Origin of the sequence: Amycolatopsis sp. NPDC102389 (assembly GCF_044765885.1) — a bacterium.
GTDB lineage: Bacteria > Actinomycetota > Actinomycetes > Mycobacteriales > Pseudonocardiaceae > Amycolatopsis.
The window spans coordinates 271,416-287,164 of record NZ_JBIWKX010000002.1 but is presented as its reverse complement, the minus strand read 5'-3'; the positions used below and the strand labels follow the sequence as shown (position 1 = coordinate 287,164).

The 15,749-nt window shown below is 66.2% G+C and carries 27 protein-coding genes; 1 reads left to right on the top strand and 26 read right to left on the bottom strand.

The annotated features are described in order from the left end of the window. Nucleotides 1-53: 53 nt before the first annotated feature. The 26 genes from rplO to ACIRGA_RS03125 all read right to left on the bottom strand — a co-directional run bounded on the left by rplO (nt 54) and on the right by ACIRGA_RS03125 (nt 14,910). A complete protein-coding gene (gene rplO / locus ACIRGA_RS03250) occupies nt 54-500 on the bottom strand; it encodes a 50S ribosomal protein L15 (protein WP_034304258.1) in 447 nt (148 codons plus the stop codon). Beyond that, nucleotides 497-682: a 50S ribosomal protein L30 gene (gene rpmD, locus ACIRGA_RS03245; RefSeq protein WP_005166796.1), complete on the bottom strand. Its 186-nt coding sequence runs from the start codon at nt 680-682 to the stop codon at nt 497-499. The genes rplO and rpmD overlap by 4 nt, the downstream gene beginning before the upstream one ends. A 1-nt stretch (nt 683) precedes the next feature. Next, entirely contained in the window at nt 684-1,328 is a 645-nt protein-coding gene (gene rpsE, locus ACIRGA_RS03240) for a 30S ribosomal protein S5 (RefSeq protein WP_005166795.1), read from the bottom strand. A 34-nt stretch (nt 1,329-1,362) separates the two neighbouring features. Continuing rightward, nucleotides 1,363-1,761 (bottom strand): 50S ribosomal protein L18, encoded by a 399-nt coding sequence (gene rplR / locus ACIRGA_RS03235; RefSeq protein WP_007031045.1) that lies wholly within the window; start codon nt 1,759-1,761, stop codon nt 1,363-1,365. 2 nt (nt 1,762-1,763) lie between these two features. Further along, entirely contained in the window at nt 1,764-2,303 is a 540-nt protein-coding gene (rplF, locus tag ACIRGA_RS03230; protein ID WP_005166793.1) for a 50S ribosomal protein L6, read from the bottom strand. Nucleotides 2,304-2,319: 16 nt separating this feature from the next. Next, a complete protein-coding gene (gene rpsH, locus ACIRGA_RS03225; RefSeq protein ID WP_005166791.1) occupies nt 2,320-2,718 on the bottom strand; it encodes a 30S ribosomal protein S8 in 399 nt (132 codons plus the stop codon). Between the two features lie 80 nt (nt 2,719-2,798). Beyond that, nucleotides 2,799-2,984, bottom strand: a complete 186-nt coding sequence (locus ACIRGA_RS03220; protein WP_005166789.1) for a type Z 30S ribosomal protein S14 — start codon at nt 2,982-2,984, stop codon at nt 2,799-2,801. A gap of 4 nt (nt 2,985-2,988) precedes the next feature. After that, complete coding sequence (gene rplE, locus ACIRGA_RS03215) at nt 2,989-3,552, bottom strand: 50S ribosomal protein L5 (protein ID WP_016331092.1); 564 nt, start codon at nt 3,550-3,552, stop codon at nt 2,989-2,991. A gap of 2 nt (nt 3,553-3,554) precedes the next feature. Beyond that, the gene (gene rplX, locus ACIRGA_RS03210) at nt 3,555-3,869 is read right to left on the bottom strand and encodes a 50S ribosomal protein L24 (RefSeq protein ID WP_005166786.1); all 315 of its coding nucleotides are present in this window, start codon (nt 3,867-3,869) and stop codon (nt 3,555-3,557) included. A 3-nt stretch (nt 3,870-3,872) separates the two neighbouring features. Beyond that, nucleotides 3,873-4,241 (bottom strand): 50S ribosomal protein L14, encoded by a 369-nt coding sequence (rplN, locus tag ACIRGA_RS03205; RefSeq protein WP_005166785.1) that lies wholly within the window; start codon nt 4,239-4,241, stop codon nt 3,873-3,875. A 78-nt stretch (nt 4,242-4,319) separates the two neighbouring features. Further along, nucleotides 4,320-4,598 (bottom strand): 30S ribosomal protein S17, encoded by a 279-nt coding sequence (gene rpsQ / locus ACIRGA_RS03200; protein ID WP_005166784.1) that lies wholly within the window; start codon nt 4,596-4,598, stop codon nt 4,320-4,322. Next, nucleotides 4,595-4,843, bottom strand: coding sequence for a 50S ribosomal protein L29 (gene rpmC, locus ACIRGA_RS03195; protein WP_007031040.1), 249 nt, complete (start codon nt 4,841-4,843; stop codon nt 4,595-4,597). The genes rpsQ and rpmC overlap by 4 nt, the downstream gene beginning before the upstream one ends. Then, entirely contained in the window at nt 4,843-5,262 is a 420-nt protein-coding gene (gene rplP / locus ACIRGA_RS03190) for a 50S ribosomal protein L16 (protein ID WP_005166782.1), read from the bottom strand. Before rplP ends, rpmC begins: the two co-directional genes overlap by 1 nt. 3 nt (nt 5,263-5,265) lie before the next feature. After that, the gene (gene rpsC, locus ACIRGA_RS03185; protein WP_037332686.1) at nt 5,266-6,123 is read right to left on the bottom strand and encodes a 30S ribosomal protein S3; all 858 of its coding nucleotides are present in this window, start codon (nt 6,121-6,123) and stop codon (nt 5,266-5,268) included. Then, the gene (gene rplV / locus ACIRGA_RS03180; RefSeq protein WP_007031038.1) at nt 6,123-6,539 is read right to left on the bottom strand and encodes a 50S ribosomal protein L22; all 417 of its coding nucleotides are present in this window, start codon (nt 6,537-6,539) and stop codon (nt 6,123-6,125) included. The genes rpsC and rplV overlap by 1 nt, the downstream gene beginning before the upstream one ends. 28 nt (nt 6,540-6,567) lie before the next feature. Next, a complete protein-coding gene (gene rpsS / locus ACIRGA_RS03175) occupies nt 6,568-6,849 on the bottom strand; it encodes a 30S ribosomal protein S19 (RefSeq protein WP_003102083.1) in 282 nt (93 codons plus the stop codon). A gap of 18 nt (nt 6,850-6,867) precedes the next feature. After that, the gene (gene rplB, locus ACIRGA_RS03170) at nt 6,868-7,701 is read right to left on the bottom strand and encodes a 50S ribosomal protein L2 (RefSeq protein ID WP_076163002.1); all 834 of its coding nucleotides are present in this window, start codon (nt 7,699-7,701) and stop codon (nt 6,868-6,870) included. 16 nt (nt 7,702-7,717) lie between these two features. Continuing rightward, on the bottom strand, nt 7,718-8,029 hold the full coding sequence (gene rplW / locus ACIRGA_RS03165) for a 50S ribosomal protein L23 (protein ID WP_005166778.1): 312 nt from the start codon (nt 8,027-8,029) through the stop codon (nt 7,718-7,720). Further along, a complete protein-coding gene (gene rplD, locus ACIRGA_RS03160; protein ID WP_400936071.1) occupies nt 8,026-8,712 on the bottom strand; it encodes a 50S ribosomal protein L4 in 687 nt (228 codons plus the stop codon). Before rplD ends, rplW begins: the two co-directional genes overlap by 4 nt. A 2-nt stretch (nt 8,713-8,714) precedes the next feature. Next, entirely contained in the window at nt 8,715-9,365 is a 651-nt protein-coding gene (gene rplC, locus ACIRGA_RS03155) for a 50S ribosomal protein L3 (protein ID WP_007031036.1), read from the bottom strand. A gap of 34 nt (nt 9,366-9,399) precedes the next feature. Further along, nucleotides 9,400-9,705, bottom strand: a complete 306-nt coding sequence (gene rpsJ / locus ACIRGA_RS03150; protein WP_003102098.1) for a 30S ribosomal protein S10 — start codon at nt 9,703-9,705, stop codon at nt 9,400-9,402. Between the two features lie 409 nt (nt 9,706-10,114). Continuing rightward, on the bottom strand, nt 10,115-11,308 hold the full coding sequence (tuf, locus tag ACIRGA_RS03145; protein ID WP_007031035.1) for an elongation factor Tu: 1,194 nt from the start codon (nt 11,306-11,308) through the stop codon (nt 10,115-10,117). Between the two features lie 124 nt (nt 11,309-11,432). Further along, nucleotides 11,433-13,532: an elongation factor G gene (gene fusA, locus ACIRGA_RS03140; protein WP_400936069.1), complete on the bottom strand. Its 2,100-nt coding sequence runs from the start codon at nt 13,530-13,532 to the stop codon at nt 11,433-11,435. Nucleotides 13,533-13,595: 63 nt separating this feature from the next. Continuing rightward, on the bottom strand, nt 13,596-14,066 hold the full coding sequence (gene rpsG / locus ACIRGA_RS03135) for a 30S ribosomal protein S7 (RefSeq protein WP_007031033.1): 471 nt from the start codon (nt 14,064-14,066) through the stop codon (nt 13,596-13,598). Beyond that, nucleotides 14,066-14,440 (bottom strand): 30S ribosomal protein S12, encoded by a 375-nt coding sequence (gene rpsL / locus ACIRGA_RS03130; RefSeq protein WP_003102113.1) that lies wholly within the window; start codon nt 14,438-14,440, stop codon nt 14,066-14,068. The genes rpsG and rpsL overlap by 1 nt, the downstream gene beginning before the upstream one ends. A 323-nt stretch (nt 14,441-14,763) precedes the next feature. After that, nucleotides 14,764-14,910, bottom strand: a complete 147-nt coding sequence (locus tag ACIRGA_RS03125; protein WP_400936067.1) for a hypothetical protein — start codon at nt 14,908-14,910, stop codon at nt 14,764-14,766. Nucleotides 14,911-15,091: 181 nt separating this feature from the next. On the opposite strand from ACIRGA_RS03125, the gene ACIRGA_RS03120 reads away from it, so the two are divergent. Then, nucleotides 15,092-15,661: a YbaB/EbfC family nucleoid-associated protein gene (locus ACIRGA_RS03120; RefSeq protein WP_400936065.1), complete on the top strand. Its 570-nt coding sequence runs from the start codon at nt 15,092-15,094 to the stop codon at nt 15,659-15,661. Nucleotides 15,662-15,749: the final 88 nt, after the last annotated feature.

Below are 15,749 nucleotides of genomic sequence, written 5' to 3'. Positions count from 1 at the left end.
AGGCCCGCCTGGCGGAGCCTGGCGGGCCTTTCGGTGAAGCGAGCGAAGAGAGCTCAGAGCGTGGTGGCGGAGCCACCGGCGGCGGAGAGCTTCTCCTTGGCGGAGCCGGAGAAAGCGTCGGCGGTGACGTCCAGCTTGACGCCGTTCACGTCGCCGTTGCCGAGCACCTTCACGAGCTTGCCCTTGCGGACCAGACCGTTCGCGACGAGCTCCTCGGCGCCGACCTTGCCACCCTCCGGGAAGACGCGGGCGATGTCGCCCACGTTCACCGGCTGGTACTCGGTACGGAAGCGGTTCTTGAAGCCGCGAAGCTTCGGGAGCCGCATGTGGATGGGCATCTGCCCACCCTCGAAACCGGCGGGCACGTTCTTCCGGGCCTTGGTGCCCTTGGTACCGCGACCGGCGGTCTTGCCCTTCGAGCCCTCACCACGGCCGACGCGGATCTTGTCGCGCTTCGCGCCCGGAGCCGGACGAAGGTGGTGGATCTTGATGGCAGTCATGCCTTGACCTCCTCGACCTCCACCAGGTGGCGGACCGTGTGGATGAGGCCGCGAACCTGGGGAGTGTCTTCACGCACGACGCTCTGGCGGATCTTGCGCAGCCCGAGGGTGCGCAGCGACTCGCGGTGAGCGTGCTTCGTGCCGATCTTGCTCTTGACCTGGGTCACCTTGAGCTGAGTCATGTCAGACCCCCTGGCCCGCACGCTGGCGCAGCATCCGAGCCGGGGCGACGTCCTCGAGCGGGAGACCGCGGCGGGCCGCGACCTCTTCGGGACGCTGCAGACCCTTCAGGGCCGCCACGGTCGCGTGCACGATGTTGATCGCGTTGTCGGAGCCGAGCGACTTCGACAGCACGTCGTGGACACCCGCGCACTCCAGCACCGCGCGCACCGGGCCACCGGCGATGACACCGGTACCGGCGGAAGCCGGACGCAGCAGCACGACACCGGCGGCTTCCTCACCCTGGATGGGGTGGGGAATGGTGCCACCGACGCGGGGAACGCGGAAGAAGTTCTTCTTCGCTTCCTCGACGCCCTTGGCGATGGCCGCGGGAACTTCCTTGGCCTTGCCGTAGCCGACGCCGACCTGACCGTCGCCGTCACCGACGACCACCAGAGCGGTGAAGCTGAAGCGACGACCGCCCTTGACGACCTTGGCGACGCGGTTGATCGTCACGACCTTCTCGAGGTGCGGGGTCTTTTCCTGGCCGGCCCCGCCACGGCCGCTGTCGCGCCGGTCACGGCGGTCGCGACGGTCATTGCGGTCGTTGCCGCCCTGTCCGCCGGGTCCGCCCTGGCCACCGCCGAATTGCCGTGTACGTCCCGGCATCAGGCTTTCCTTCCATTCACGAGCATCTGCTGCATCAGAACTCCAACCCCGCCTCACGCGCGGCGTCGGCGAGCGCCGCGATGCGGCCGTGGTAGGCGTTGCCACCACGGTCGAACACCACGGTCGAGACACCGGCGTTCTTGGCGCGGGCGGCGACGAGTTCCCCGACCTTGGCGGCCTTGGCCTTCTTGTCGCCTTCCAGCGCGCGGACGTCCGCCTCGAGGGTGGACGCCGACGCCAGGGTCTTGCCGGCGAGGTCGTCGATCAGCTGCACGGCGATGTGCCGCGACGAACGCTTGACGACCAGGCGCGGACGCTGGTCCGTGCCGTTGATCTTCTTGCGAAGGCGGAAGTGCCGACGGGCCTTCGCGACGCGGCGGCGGGTCGAGATGTCCTTGCCGACCGGCTTGCGCTTCGTAGTCGTGTCGCTCATGATCACTTACCCGTCTTTCCGACCTTGCGGCGGATCTTCTCACCCTCGTAGCGCAGGCCCTTGCCCTTGTACGGGTCCGGGCGGCGCAGCTTGCGGATGACCGCGGCGATCTGGCCGACCTTCTGCTTGTCGATGCCCGAGACCGAGAACCGGGTGGGGGTCTCGACCTTGAAGGTGATGCCTTCCGGGGCCTCGATCTTCACCGGGTGGCTGTAGCCGAGGGCGAACTCGAGGTCCGAGCCCTTGGCCTGCACGCGGTAACCGACACCGTGGATTTCGAGCTTCTTCTCGTAGCCCTCGGTCACACCGACGACGAGGTTGTTGACCAGCGTCCGGGTGAGACCGTGCAGGGCACGGCTGGTGCGCTCCTCGTCGGGCCGCTTGACCTCGAGCGTGCCGTTTTCGGCCTGCTCGACGGTGATGGGCTCGGCGATGGTGTGCTCGAGGGTGCCCTTGGGCCCCTCGACCTTGATCTGCTGACCGTCGATGGTCACCTTGACCCCGGAGGGGACGGCGACCGGCAGCTTTCCAATGCGTGACATGTCTGTGCCCCCTTCCTTACCAGACGTAGGCGAGGACTTCGCCGCCCACGCTGTTGCGCTTGGCCTGACGGTCGGTCTGGAGGCCGGACGACGTCGAGATGATCGCGACGCCGAGGCCACCGAGAACCGACGGCAGTTCGGTCGATTTTGCGTAGACCCGCAGGCCGGGCTTGGACACGCGGCGGAGGCCGGCGATGCTGCGCTCACGGTTGGGGCCGTACTTCAGCTCCACGATGAGGTTCTTGTGCTTCTCGCCCGGCTCGTCGCGGTAGCCCGAGATGTAACCCTCGCGCTTGAGGATCTCGGCGATGTTCGCCTTGATCTTCGAGTGGGGAAGCACGACCTCGTCGTGGTAAGCCGAGTTCGCGTTACGCAGACGGGTCAAGAAGTCTGCGATGGGGTCGGTCATCGTCATGGTGACCTGTCAACCTTTCTCGCCCTGGTTCCCTGCACTCGATGCGGGGCCTGTGGCGAAGTGGGAGTTAAAAAAGACTCTTACCAGCTGGACTTGCGGACGCCGGGCAGCTCGCCCGCGTGTGCCATCTCGCGAAGGCAGATCCGGCAGAGCCCGAACTTGCGGAACACCGAGTGCGGGCGACCGCACCGCTGGCAGCGCGTGTAACCGCGAACCTTGAACTTCGGCGTCTTCGCGGCCTTGTGGACCAGTGCTTTCTTGGCCATCGACTCAGTTCTCCTTGAACGGGAAGCCGAGCTTGCGAAGCAGCGCGCGGCCCTCGTCGTCGGTGTTGGCGGTGGTGACGACAGTGACGTCCATACCGCGCGGGCGGTCGATGGCGTCCGGGTCGATCTCGTGGAACATGGACTGCTCGTTGAGACCGAACGTGTAGTTGCCGTTGCCGTCGAACTGCTTCGGCGAAAGCCCGCGGAAGTCACGGATACGCGGCAGCGCGATGGTCAGCAGCCGGTCGAGGAACTCCCACATGCGGTCGTTGCGCAGCGTGACGCGCGCACCGATCGGCTGGCCCTCACGCAGCTTGAACTGCGCGATGGACTTGCGAGCCTTGCGAACCTCGGGCTTCTGCCCGGTGATCGCGGCCAGGTCGCGGATGGCGCCTTCGATCAGCTTGCTGTCACGGGCGGCGTCTCCGACACCCATGTTCACGACGACCTTGACGACGCCCGGGATCTGGTGGACGTTCTCGAAGGAGAACTCCTCCTGGAGCTGTCCCTTGATCTCCTCGCGGTACCGCACCTTGAGGCGCGGGGCGATCTTCTCTGCGGTGGTCATGATCAGATGTCCTTACCGTTCCGGCGCGAGACCCGGACCTTCTTGCCGTCCTCGCCGATGCGGTAGCCCACCCGGGTCGGCTTGCCGTCGGAGTCGACGACCATCACGTTCGAGACGTGGATGGGCGCCTCCTGCGTGACGATGCCGCCGGACTGCGCGCCGCGCTGGGTCTGGGAGATCCGCGTGTGCTTCTTGATCCGGTTGACGCCCTCGACCAGCACGCGCTCGCGCTCGGGGTAGGCCTGGATGACCTTGCCCTTGGCACCCTTGTCCTTGCCGGCGATGACGACGACCGTGTCGCCCTTCTTCACCTTCATGCTCTACAACACCTCCGGCGCGAGCGAAATGATCTTCATGAACTTTCGGTCGCGCAGCTCGCGGCCGACCGGCCCGAAGATGCGGGTGCCGCGGGGCTCATTGTCGTTCTTGATGAGCACAGCAGCGTTCTCGTCGAAGCGGATGTAAGAACCGTCCGGACGACGGCGCTCCTTGCGCGTGCGAACGATGACGGCCTTGACGACGTCACCCTTCTTCACGCCGGCGGCCGGCATGGCGTCCTTCACGGTGGCGACGATGATGTCGCCGATGCCCGCGTAGCGCCGCCCCGAGCCACCGAGAACGCGGATGCAAAGGATTTCCTTCGCGCCCGTGTTGTCGGCAACCCGAAGCCGCGACTCCTGCTGGATCACGTCTACTCCTGTATGTCGCGCTGGTTCTCGCGTCGAAGCGCGAGCCTTGCGGAACTAAGGGACTCAAAAGAGCCCTACTTACTTGGCCTTCTCCACGATCTGCACCAGACGCCAGCGCTTGGTCGCCGACAGCGGGCGGGTCTCCATCAGGGTGACCCGGTCGCCCACGCCCGCCTCGTTGTTCTCGTCGTGCACCTTGACCTTGCTGGTGCTGCGGAGAACCTTGGCGTAACGACGGTGCTTCTTGCGGTCTTCGAGCTCGACCACGATCGTCTTGTTCATCTTGTCCGAGACGACATAGCCCTCACGGACCTTGCGGTCGTTGCGGCCGGCCGCCTCAGTGGGCTGCTCGCTCATGCGGCACCTTCACTCTCGGCGTCAGGGGAAACGGACAGGCCGAGTTCACGCTCGCGCATGACCGTGTAGATCCGCGCGATGTCCGTGCGGACGGTGCGCAGACGGCGGTTGTTGTCGAGCTGTCCGGTCGCCATCTGGAAGCGGAGGTTGAAGAGCTCCTCCTTGTATTCCTTCAGACGCAGAACGAGCTCTTCCGCGGTGAGCTCACGCAGCTCCGATGCCTGGGCGGCACCTGCCTTCGCCATCAGAACTCACCACCTTCACGGGTCACGATGCGGCACTTCATGGGCAGCTTGTGGATCGCGCGACGGAGCGCCTCGCGGGCGGTCTCCTCGTTCGGGAACGAGATCTCGAACATCACGCGGCCCGGCTTCACGTTGGCGATCCACCACTCGGGCGAACCCTTACCGGAACCCATGCGGGTTTCCGCCGGCTTCTTGGTCAGCGGGCGGTCCGGGTAGATGGTCGTCCACACCTTGCCGCCACGCTTGATGTGACGCGTCATGGCGATACGAGCGGACTCGATCTGCCGGTTGGTCACGTAGCTGTGCTCAAGCGCCTGGATGCCGTACTCGCCGAAGTTCACCTTCGTACCGCCCTTGGCGGCACCGTGGCGCTTCGGGGAGTGCTGCTTCCGGTGCTTGACCCTGCGCGGGATGAGCACGTGTCAGCCCTCCGTCTTTTCTGCAGTCTCAGCAGCCGGGGCCTCGGTGGCCGTGTCGCCCTTGGGAGCGTCGCCGCTCTTCGCGGCGGCGGCGGCCCGGCCGGCTTCGGTCGAGGTCGGCGTCGTGCCCGACGAGCCGGAACGGCGCGGTCGGGACGGGCGGTCACCACGGTCACGGCGCGGGGCGCGCTCGGCGGCCGCGGCGGCGTCACGCGCCTCCTTGGCCTTGAGGCCACCCACGAGCTCGCCCTTGTAGATCCACACCTTCACGCCGATGCGACCGAACGTCGTCTTGGCCTCGAAGAAGCCGTAGTCGATGTCGGCACGCAGCGTGTGCAGCGGGACGCGGCCATCGCGGTAGTGCTCGGAGCGGGACATCTCGGCACCGCCGAGACGACCGCCGCACTGCACGCGGATGCCCTTGACCTGCGGCGAACGCATGGAGGTCTGGATCGCCTTGCGCATCGCGCGGCGGAACGCCACACGGTTGCTCAGCTGCTCCGCGACACCCTGAGCGACGAGCTGGGCGTCGGCCTCGGGGTTCTTGACCTCGAGGATGTTCAGCTGGACCTGCTTGGCGGTCAGCTTCTCCAGCGCGCCGCGGATACGGTCGGCCTCCGCGCCGCGACGGCCGATGACGATGCCCGGCCGGGCGGTGTGGATGTCGACGCGGACCCGGTCACGAGTGCGCTCGATCTCGACCTTGGAGATCCCGGCGCGCTCCATGCCCGTGGACAGCAGCTTCCGGATCTTGACGTCCTCGGCCACGTACTCCGCGTACTGCTTGTCGGCGTACCAACGCGACTTCCAGTCCGTGGTGATACCCAGGCGGAAGCCGTGCGGGTTGATCTTCTGGCCCACTACCGGCCACCTGCCTTCTTCTTGCCCTGTGCCTTCTTGGCCTCGGCCTTCGGACGCGACTCCACCTCGACGGTGATGTGGCTGGTCCGCTTGCGGATCCGGTACGCGCGGCCCTGGGCCCGCGGACGGATGCGCTTGAGGGTCGGGCCCTCGTCGGCGTAGGCGTTCTTGACCCAGAGGGTGTCCGGGTCGAGATCGAGGTTGTTCTCGGCGTTGGCCATGGCGCTGGCGAGCACCTTCGCGACCGGCTCGCTTGCCGCCTGCGGGGCGAACTGGAGCACGGCCAAGGCGTCGGCGGCGCTACGTCCCTTGATCAGCTCGATCACCCGGCGCACCTTGGTAGGCGAGTCCCGGACGAAGCGAGCCCGCGCGTAAGCCGTCGGCAAAGCCTCGGCCACGTCGTTCTGGGCGTTCATCGCTAGTTCCTTGTTCTCTCGTGCCCGCTCAGCGGCGGCGCGACTTGCGGTCGTCCTTGATGTGGCCCTTGAAGGTCCGAGTCGGCGCGAATTCGCCCAACTTGTGACCCACCATCGCCTCGGTGACGAACACCGGGACGTGCTTGCGGCCGTCGTGCACCGCGATCGTGTGACCCAGGAAATCCGGGATGATCGTGGAGCGACGCGACCAGGTCTTGATCACGGTCTTCTTGCCCGACTCGTTGAGAGCGTCCACCTTCTTGAGCAGGTGGTCGTCCACGAAGGGGCCTTTTTTGAGGCTACGTGGCATGTTCTTCTACCTCCCTGCTCAGCGCTTCTTGCCGGTACGCCGGCGGCGGACGATCATGGCGTCGGAAGCCTTGCGGCGGCGGGTGCGGCCTTCGGGCTTACCGTTCGGGTTCACCGGGTGGCGACCACCGGAGGTCTTACCCTCACCACCACCGTGCGGGTGGTCGACCGGGTTCATGACGACACCACGGACGGTGGGACGCTTGCCGCGCCAGCGGTTACGGCCCGCCTTGCCCCAGTTGATGTTGGAGTGATCGGAGTTGCCGACCTCGCCGATGGTGGCGCGGTTGCGCACGTCGACGTTGCGGATCTCGCCCGACGGGAGACGAAGCTGGGCGTAAGGCCCGTCCTTCGCCACCAGCTGCACCTTGGCACCGGCGGACCGCGCCATCTTCGCGCCGCCACCGGGGCGGAGCTCGATCGCGTGGATCACGGTGCCGACCGGGATGTTGCGCAGCGGCAGGTTGTTACCCGGCTTGATGTCGGCGCGGGGGCCGTTCTCGACCGTGTCACCCTGCTTGAGCTTCTCCGGCGCGATGATGTAGCGCTTCTCGCCGTCGGCGTAGTGCAGGAGCGCGATACGAGCGGACCGGTTGGGGTCGTACTCGATGTGCGCGACCTTGGCGGGAACGCCGTCCTTGTCGTTCCGGCGGAAGTCGATCAGCCGGTACGCGCGCTTGTGGCCACCGCCCTTGTGGCGGGTGGTGATCTTGCCGCTGGAGTTACGGCCGCCGGACTTGCTCAGCGGACGCAGCAGCGACTTCTCCGGGGTGGACCGAGTGATCTCGGCGAAGTCGGAGACGCTGGAACCGCGACGACCCGGGGTCGTCGGCTTGTACTTGCGGATGCCCATGTGTCAGCTCAGTCCTTTACGCGGTGGGTCCGCCGAAGATCTCGATCGGCTTGCTCTCAGCCGAAAGAGTCACGATGGCGCGCTTGGTGTCCTTGCGCTTGCCGAAGCCGGCGCGAGTCCGCTTACGCTTGCCCTGGCGGTTGGCCGTGTTGACGCTGACCACCTTGACGCCGAACACCTTCTCGACCGCGATCTTGATCTGGGTCTTGTTGGCGTCCGGGCGGACGATGAACGTGTACTTGTGGTCCTCGAGCAGCCCGTAGGACTTCTCGGAGATCACCGGCGCGAGCAAGATGTCGCGGGGATCGGGGATGGCGATCGCACTCACTGCTCGTCACTCCCTTCAACCTCGCTCGACCGAGCCGAAGCCTTCGCGCCCTTGCCCCTGACGGGACCGGCGACGAACACGTCGTAAGCGGCCTTGGTGAACACCACGTCGTCGTTGACCAACACGTCGTAGGTGTTGAGCTGGTCGGGCGTGATGATGTGGACCTCGGCCAGGTTCCGCAGCGAGTTCCAGCTCAGCTCGTCGTCGCGGTGCAGGACCACGAGAACGCGCTTGGCCTGGGTCAGCGCGGCGATGGCGGCCTTGGCGGACTTGGTGGACGGCTTCTCGCCGGTCACCAGTTCGGTGACGACGTGCAGCTGTCCGGCACGGGCCCGGTCGGAGAGGGCGCCACGCAGGGCGGCGGCCTTCATCTTCTTCGGGGTGCGCTGGGTGTAGTCACGCGGCGTGGGGCCGTGGACGACACCACCGCCGACGAACTGCGGCGCACGGGTCGAACCCTGGCGGGCGCGGCCGGTGCCCTTCTGGCGGTACGGCTTCTTGCCACCACCGCGGACTTCACCGCGGGTCTTGGTGTCATGCGTGCCCTGGCGCGCGGCGGCCAGCTGGCCCACCACGACCTGGTGCATGAGGGGCACGTTGGCCTGCACGTCGAAGATCTCCGAGGGGAGCTCGACCGTGCCGTCGGCTTTACCGGCCGGGGTCTTCAGCTCGACGCTGGTCATGTTCAGTTACCACCCTTCGCGGCGCTGCGCACGAACAGCAGGCCGCCCTTGGGACCGGGCACGGCGCCCTTGATCAGCAGCAGGCCGTCCTCGGCACGCACCGCGTGCACGGTCAGGTTCTGCGTGGTGACCCGGTCGTTGCCCATCCGGCCCGCCATGCGCAGGCCCTTGAAGACGCGGCCCGGGGTGGCACAGCCACCGATCGAGCCGGGCTTGCGGTGCACGGCCTGGGCACCGTGGCTCGCGCCCTGGCCCTTGAAGCCGTGACGCTTCATGACACCGGCGTAGCCCTTGCCCTTGCTGGTACCGGTCACGTCGACCTCGATACCGGCCTCGAACACCTCGGCGGTGATCTCCTGGCCGACCTCGTAGGTCTCGGCGTCGGTGGTACGCAGCTCCGCAAGGTAACGACGCGGGGTCACGCTCGCCTTGTCGAAGTGGCCGGTGCGCGGCTTGTTCACCCGGCGCGGGTCGACCGCGCCGAAAGCCAGCTGCACGGCCTTGTAGCCGTCGTTCTCCTGGGTCCGAACCTGGGTGACCACGTTCGGCCCGGCCTGGACGACGGTCACCGGGACGACCCGGTTGTTCTCGTCGAAGACCTGGGTCATGCCGAGCTTGGTGCCCAGGATGCCCTTCACTTGCCTGTCAGACATGAGTCTCTTACTCTCCGCCGCTCGCCAGCCGCTGCTACTGGATGTTGACGTCGACGCTCGCCGGCAGGTCGATGCGCATGAGCGCGTCGACCGTCTTCGGCGTCGGGTCGAGGATGTCGATCAGACGCTTGTGCGTGCGCATCTCGAAGTGCTCGCGCGAGTCCTTGTACTTGTGCGGCGAGCGGATGACGCAGTAAACGTTCTTCTCGGTGGGCAGCGGCACCGGCCCGACAACACGGGCGCCGGTACGCGTGACCGTCTCGACGATCTTGCGTGCCGAGGTGTCGATCGCCTCGTGGTCGTAGGCCTTGAGCCGGATGCGGATCTTCTGTCCCGCCATGGTGGCTGCTCGTTCCTTGTCGTCTCGTGCCGCTTTTGTCTTTTCAAACCTCAGCCTGGCTGAGGTTTTCCCAGTTCAACGGCCCTGTCCCCGGTCCACGCGGTCGGGCGTGTCGTGCCCGACGCACAGACGGATCCCGCGGGATCTTCGTCTTGCCTGGTCTTCCTCAACGTGAGGAGGCATCGAGCCGGCGGAAATGCTTGATCGCCGTCTCAAACGCCCTTGCCCGCTAGCCTCACCCGAAGGAAGTGCTCCGCGGACCGTGGCCGCTCATACCAGGGCGGCCGGAACCTGTCTTCCGAAGAAGTACGAGTTCGGCCGCCCCAGGACGAGCAACCTGAATAGTGTCGCACACGTGATTTGACGCCCCTAACCCGGGGGTGTATTGCCCCCGGGCGGGGCGTCTAAATCACTTGATGATCTTGGTGACCTGGCCGGCGCCGACGGTCCGTCCACCCTCACGGATGGCGAAACGCAGGCCCTCGTCCATGGCGACCGGCTGGATCAGCACGACGCTGATGTCCGTGTTGTCGCCCGGCATGACCATCTCGACACCCTCCTTGAGGGTGACGACGCCGGTCACGTCCGTGGTACGGAAGTAGAACTGCGGGCGGTAGTTGTTGAAGAACGGGGTGTGACGGCCACCCTCGTCCTTCGACAGGATGTAGACCGAGCCCTCGAACTCCGTGTGCGGGGTGGTGGTGCCCGGCTTCACGACGACCTGGCCGCGCTCGACGTCCTCGCGCTTGATGCCGCGGACCAGCAGACCGACGTTGTCGCCGGCCTCACCCTGGTCGAGCAGCTTGCGGAACATCTCGACGCCGGTGACGGTGGTCTTGGTCGACTTCTCCTTGATGCCGACGATCTCGACCTCTTCGTTCACGTTGACGCGGCCACGCTCGATACGGCCGGTCACGACCGTGCCACGGCCGGTGATCGTGAAGACGTCTTCGATCGGCATCAGGAACGGCTTGTCGAGCTCGCGCACCGGGTCCGGCACGTTCTCGTCGACGGCTTCCATCAGCTCGAGAACGCTCTCGCCCCACTTGGCGTCGCCCTCGAGGGCCTTCAGGCCGGAGACCTTGATGACCGGAGCGTCGTCACCCGGGAAGTCCTGGGAGGACAGCAGCTCGCGGACCTCGAGCTCGACGAGCTCCAGGATCTCCTCGTCGTCGACCATGTCGGCCTTGTTCAGCGCGACCACGATGTAGGGCACGCCGACCTGCTTCGCGAGCAGCACGTGCTCACGGGTCTGCGGCATCGGGCCGTCGGTCGCCGCGACCACGAGGATCGCGCCGTCCATCTGCGCCGCACCGGTGATCATGTTCTTGATGTAGTCCGCGTGACCGGGGGCGTCCACGTGGGCGTAGTGACGCTTCTCGGTCTGGTACTCGACGTGCGAGATGTTGATCGTGATACCGCGCTGCTTCTCTTCCGGCGCGTTGTCGATCTGGTCGAACGCCGACGCCGTGTTCAGCTCGGGGTACTTGTCGTGCAGAACCTTGGTGATCGCCGCGGTCAGAGTGGTCTTACCGTGGTCGACGTGACCGATGGTCCCGATGTTGACGTGCGGCTTGGTCCGCTCGAATTTCGCCTTCGCCACTGGAATGTCCTCCTGGACTGTTTTGCTTACTCACCGGCCAACGTGGCTGTCGGACGGGGATTCGTTTCTTGACGGATGCTGCGGACGTTCAGGAGTGTTCCTTATGCCCGCGAGCGGACGGGAACTACTCCCCCGTCGCCTTCGCGATGATTTCCTTCGCGACGTTCGCGGGAACCTCGGCGTAGGAGTCGAACACCATGGAGTAGTTGGCACGTCCCTGCGTACGCGAACGCAGGTCGCCGACGTAACCGAACATCTCCGACAGCGGGACCAGTGCCTTGACGACACGGGTACCGGCGCGCTCCTCCATGGCCTGGATCTGGCCACGGCGGGAGTTGAGGTCGCCGATCACATCGCCCATGTAGTCCTCGGGCGTGGTGACCTCGACGGCCATCAGCGGCTCGAGGATGACCGGACCGGCCTTCTTCGCGGCTTCCTTCATCGCCATGGAACCGGCGATCTTGAAGGCCATTTCCGAAGAGTCGACCTCGTGGTACGCGCCGTCCAACAAGGTGAACTTCAACCCGACGAGCGGGTAGCCGGCCAGCACGCCGTACTGCATGGCGTCCTGCGCGCCCGCGTCGACCGACGGGATGTACTCCCGCGGCACGCGGCCACCGGTGACCTTGTTGTCGAACTCGTAGAGGGCACCGTCGGTGGACTCGAGCGGCTCGAGCTTGACGATGACCTTCGCGAACTGACCGGAACCACCGGTCTGCTTCTTGTGCACGTAGTCGAGCTTCTCGACCGTCTTGCGCACCGTCTCGCGGTAGGCGACCTGCGGCTTACCGATGTTCGCCTCGACCTTGTAGTCGGACTTCATGCGGTTGACCAGCACCTCGAGGTGCAGCTCGCCCATACCGGCGATGATCGTCTGGCCGGTGTCCTCGTCCAGGTTGACCTGGAACGTCGGGTCCTCTTCGGCCAGCTTCTGGATCGCCAGGGACAGCTTCTCCTGGTCGGCCTTGGTCTTCGGCTCGATCGCGACGCGGATGACCGGCGCCGGGAACGTCATCGACTCGAGGACGACCGGGTTCTGCGGGTCGGCGAGGGTGTCACCGGTGGTGGTGTCCTTCAGGCCGATGACCGCGTAGATGTGGCCGGCCTGGGCCTCGTCGACCGGGTTCTCCTTGTTGGAGTGCATCTGGAAGAGCTTCCCGATGCGCTCCTTGCGCTCCTTGGTGGCGTTGATCAGCTGCGCGCCGGAGGAGACCTTGCCCGAGTACACCCGGATGTAGGTCAGCTTGCCGAAGAACGGGTGCGCGGCGATCTTGAACGCCAGAGCGGAGAACGGCTCCTCCGTCGACGGCTTGCGCGACACGACGGTCTCACCGTCGGGCAGCGTGCCCTCGACGGCGGGAACGTCCAGCGGCGACGGCAGGTAGTCGATGACCGCGTCGAGCATGGGCTGGACGCCCTTGTTCTTGAACGCGGAACCGGTGAGCACCGGGTACGCCTCGCGGTTCACGGTGAGCTTCCGGATGCCGGACTTGATCTCGGCCTCGGTGAGCTCCTCGCCCTCGAGGAACTTCTCCATCAGGGAGTCGTCGGTCTCGGCGACGGCCTCGACCAGCTTCTCGCGGTACTCGGCGGCCTTGTCGGCCAGCTCCGCGGGAATGTCCTCGACCGAGTAGTCCTCGCCCTTCTGGACCTCGCCGCGCCAGGTCAGCGCCTTCATGCGGACCAGGTCGATGACGCCTTCGAACTCGTTCTCGGCGCCGATCGGCAGCTGGATGACCAGCGGACGGGCGCCGAGGCGCTCCTCGATGGTGCGGACGGTGAAGTAGAAGTCCGCGCCGAGCTTGTCCATCTTGTTGACGAAGCAGATACGAGGAACCTCGTACTTGTCCGCCTGACGCCAGACCTGCTCGGACTGCGGCTCGACACCTTCCTTGCCGTCGAAGACGGCGACGGCACCATCGAGCACCCGCAGCGAACGCTCCACCTCGACGGTGAAGTCGACGTGACCCGGGGTGTCGATGATGTTGATCTGGTGGTCGGCCCAGAAGGTGGTGGTGGCAGCCGAGGTGATGGTGATACCCCGCTTCTGCTCCTCCTCCATCCAGTCCATCGTCGCGGCGCCGTCGTGCACCTCGCCGATCTTGTAGTTGATCCCGGTGTAGAACAGGATCCGCTCGGTGGTGGTGGTCTTACCGGCGTCGATGTGGGCCATGATGCCGATGTTGCGGACCTTGTTCAGGTCGGTCAGCACTTCACGTGCCACGAGAGTGTTCCCCTGTCTCAAAATTGGGGCCCGGCAAGGCTTTGATCGGCAGCCGGGCGGATATCACCAGCGGTAGTGCGCGAAGGCCTTGTTGGACTCGGCCATCTTGTGCGTGTCCTCACGCCGCTTCACGCTGGCGCCGAGGCCGTTGCTCGCGTCGAGGAGCTCGTTCTGCAGACGCTCGATCATGGTCTTCTCGCGACGGGCCTGCGAGAAGGAGACCAGCCAACGGAGCGCGAGGGTCGTCGAGCGGCCCGGCTTGACCTCGATCGGCACCTGGTAGGTGGCACCACCGACGCGGCGGCTCTTCACCTCGATGGTGGGCTTCACGTTGTCGAGGGCGCGCTTCAGCGTGACGACCGGGTCGGTGCCGGTCTTCTCGCGAGCGCCTTCGAGGGCGCCGTAGACGATGCGCTCGGCCAGGGACCGCTTGCCGTCCTTCAGCACCTTGTTCACCAGCTGGGTGACCAGCGGGGATGCGTAGACGGGGTCAGAGATCAGCGGCCGCTTCGGGGCCGGACCCTTGCGGGGCATTAGCTCTTCTCCTTCTTCGCGCCGTACCGGCTGCGCGCCTGCTTACGGTTCTTGACACCCTGGGTGTCGAGCGAACCGCGGATGATCTTGTAGCGGACACCCGGCAGGTCCTTCACACGACCACCGCGCACGAGCACCATCGAGTGCTCCTGCAGGTTGTGGCCTTCACCGGGAATGTAGGCGGTGACCTCGATGCCGCTGGTCAGCTTCACACGAGCGACCTTGCGAAGCGCCGAGTTCGGCTTCTTGGGGGTTGTGGTGTACACGCGAGTGCACACGCCACGCCGCTGCGGGCTCCCCTTGAGGGCCGCGGTCTTCTGCTTGGCAGCCTTGTCCTGGCGGCCCTTACGGACCAGCTGCTGGATCGTGGGCAATGGACCAGCTTTCTGTTCGCGATCTTGCTACTACGTGTTGTCTCCGGCCCCCGCGGTCGGGCGTGTCGGCCCGCGTCACGGTCTTGCGACCGGTAACTTCCCGTAGGGATTTTCCGTCGGATCCCGCGTGGGCGAAGCCTTCGGACCGGATGCCTGAGCACCCCGTCCGTGCCGCACGGCACACGGGACGGCCCGACGCCTGCCGGGCACGGTCTCCAAAGATACCCGGCCACTTCCTGGCCGACCAAATCGGGGGGTCGATAACTATATCGTGCCGGGCGTCACGCCGCGGCCACCCTGATGGAACGGCGTTTCGGGCCGTTTCATTCCTCGTCGGGCTTGGCGTGATCGGCCCGGCCCGGATGCGGGTCCCGGGAAAGGTCGATCAGCGGATGCACGGGAGCCCCCTCCGGCGCCGCGTGACTCCCCCGCTTGGGTTCCTCGGTGCTTTCCTGCTGCTCGGCGTCCACGACGCCTCCCCTCGTTCGTACTGATACCGCCCTGCTCGGCGGACCACGCTACCTATTCCCCTATCGGGTGAGCCGAATGGATCCAAGAACCACCCCGTCGCGTCGAACCGGTGAATGAGTCACGATGAGACTGGTCACAGCGTCGCTCCAGAGGGACGCACCGCACGTACGGGGAGGCTCCATGTCGGCCGAGTTCGAACAGCTGGTCGCCGAATTCGAGAAGTTCCAATCCAACCTGCAGAACGTCGACGATCGGTTCGCGAACATCGGCGGGATGCAGGACGAGCTCAGCAGGCTCGAGGCGACGGCGTCCTCCCCGGACCGTTCGGTGACCGTGGTGGCGGGTCCCGGCGGCGCGATCATGGACGTCAAGTTCACCGACGACGCCCTTCGCCAGCGTCCGGAAGCGCTTTCGGCCGCCCTGATGTCGACCATCCAGCAGGCCGTGGCCGAATCGGCGCGCAAGCAGGCCGCCATCGTCGAAGAGCACATGGGTGACGACCTCAACATCGTGGACCAGGTGCTGGAGACCCAGGCGGAGCTGTTCGGCACCACCGTCGAGGAGATGCGGGCGCGGATGGACGAGGAGTCGCCGTCGCGGCGGGCCGCGGAGCAGTCCGACGACTACTCCGAGCGTTCCGTCCTCAAGTCCGCCGACGAGCCGCAGCGGCCGCAGGCCCCGCAGCCCCCGGCGTCGAGCGCCTCGGACGGCGACCGCTTCCTGAAGAACCTCTTCGACGACGACCACTGAGCCGGATCGCGTTTAGCGGGCTAAACGCGATCCGCCGGCTCCTGGAACCGCGGGCGACGCTTCGGGGTCCAAGGCGCCGATCACGACG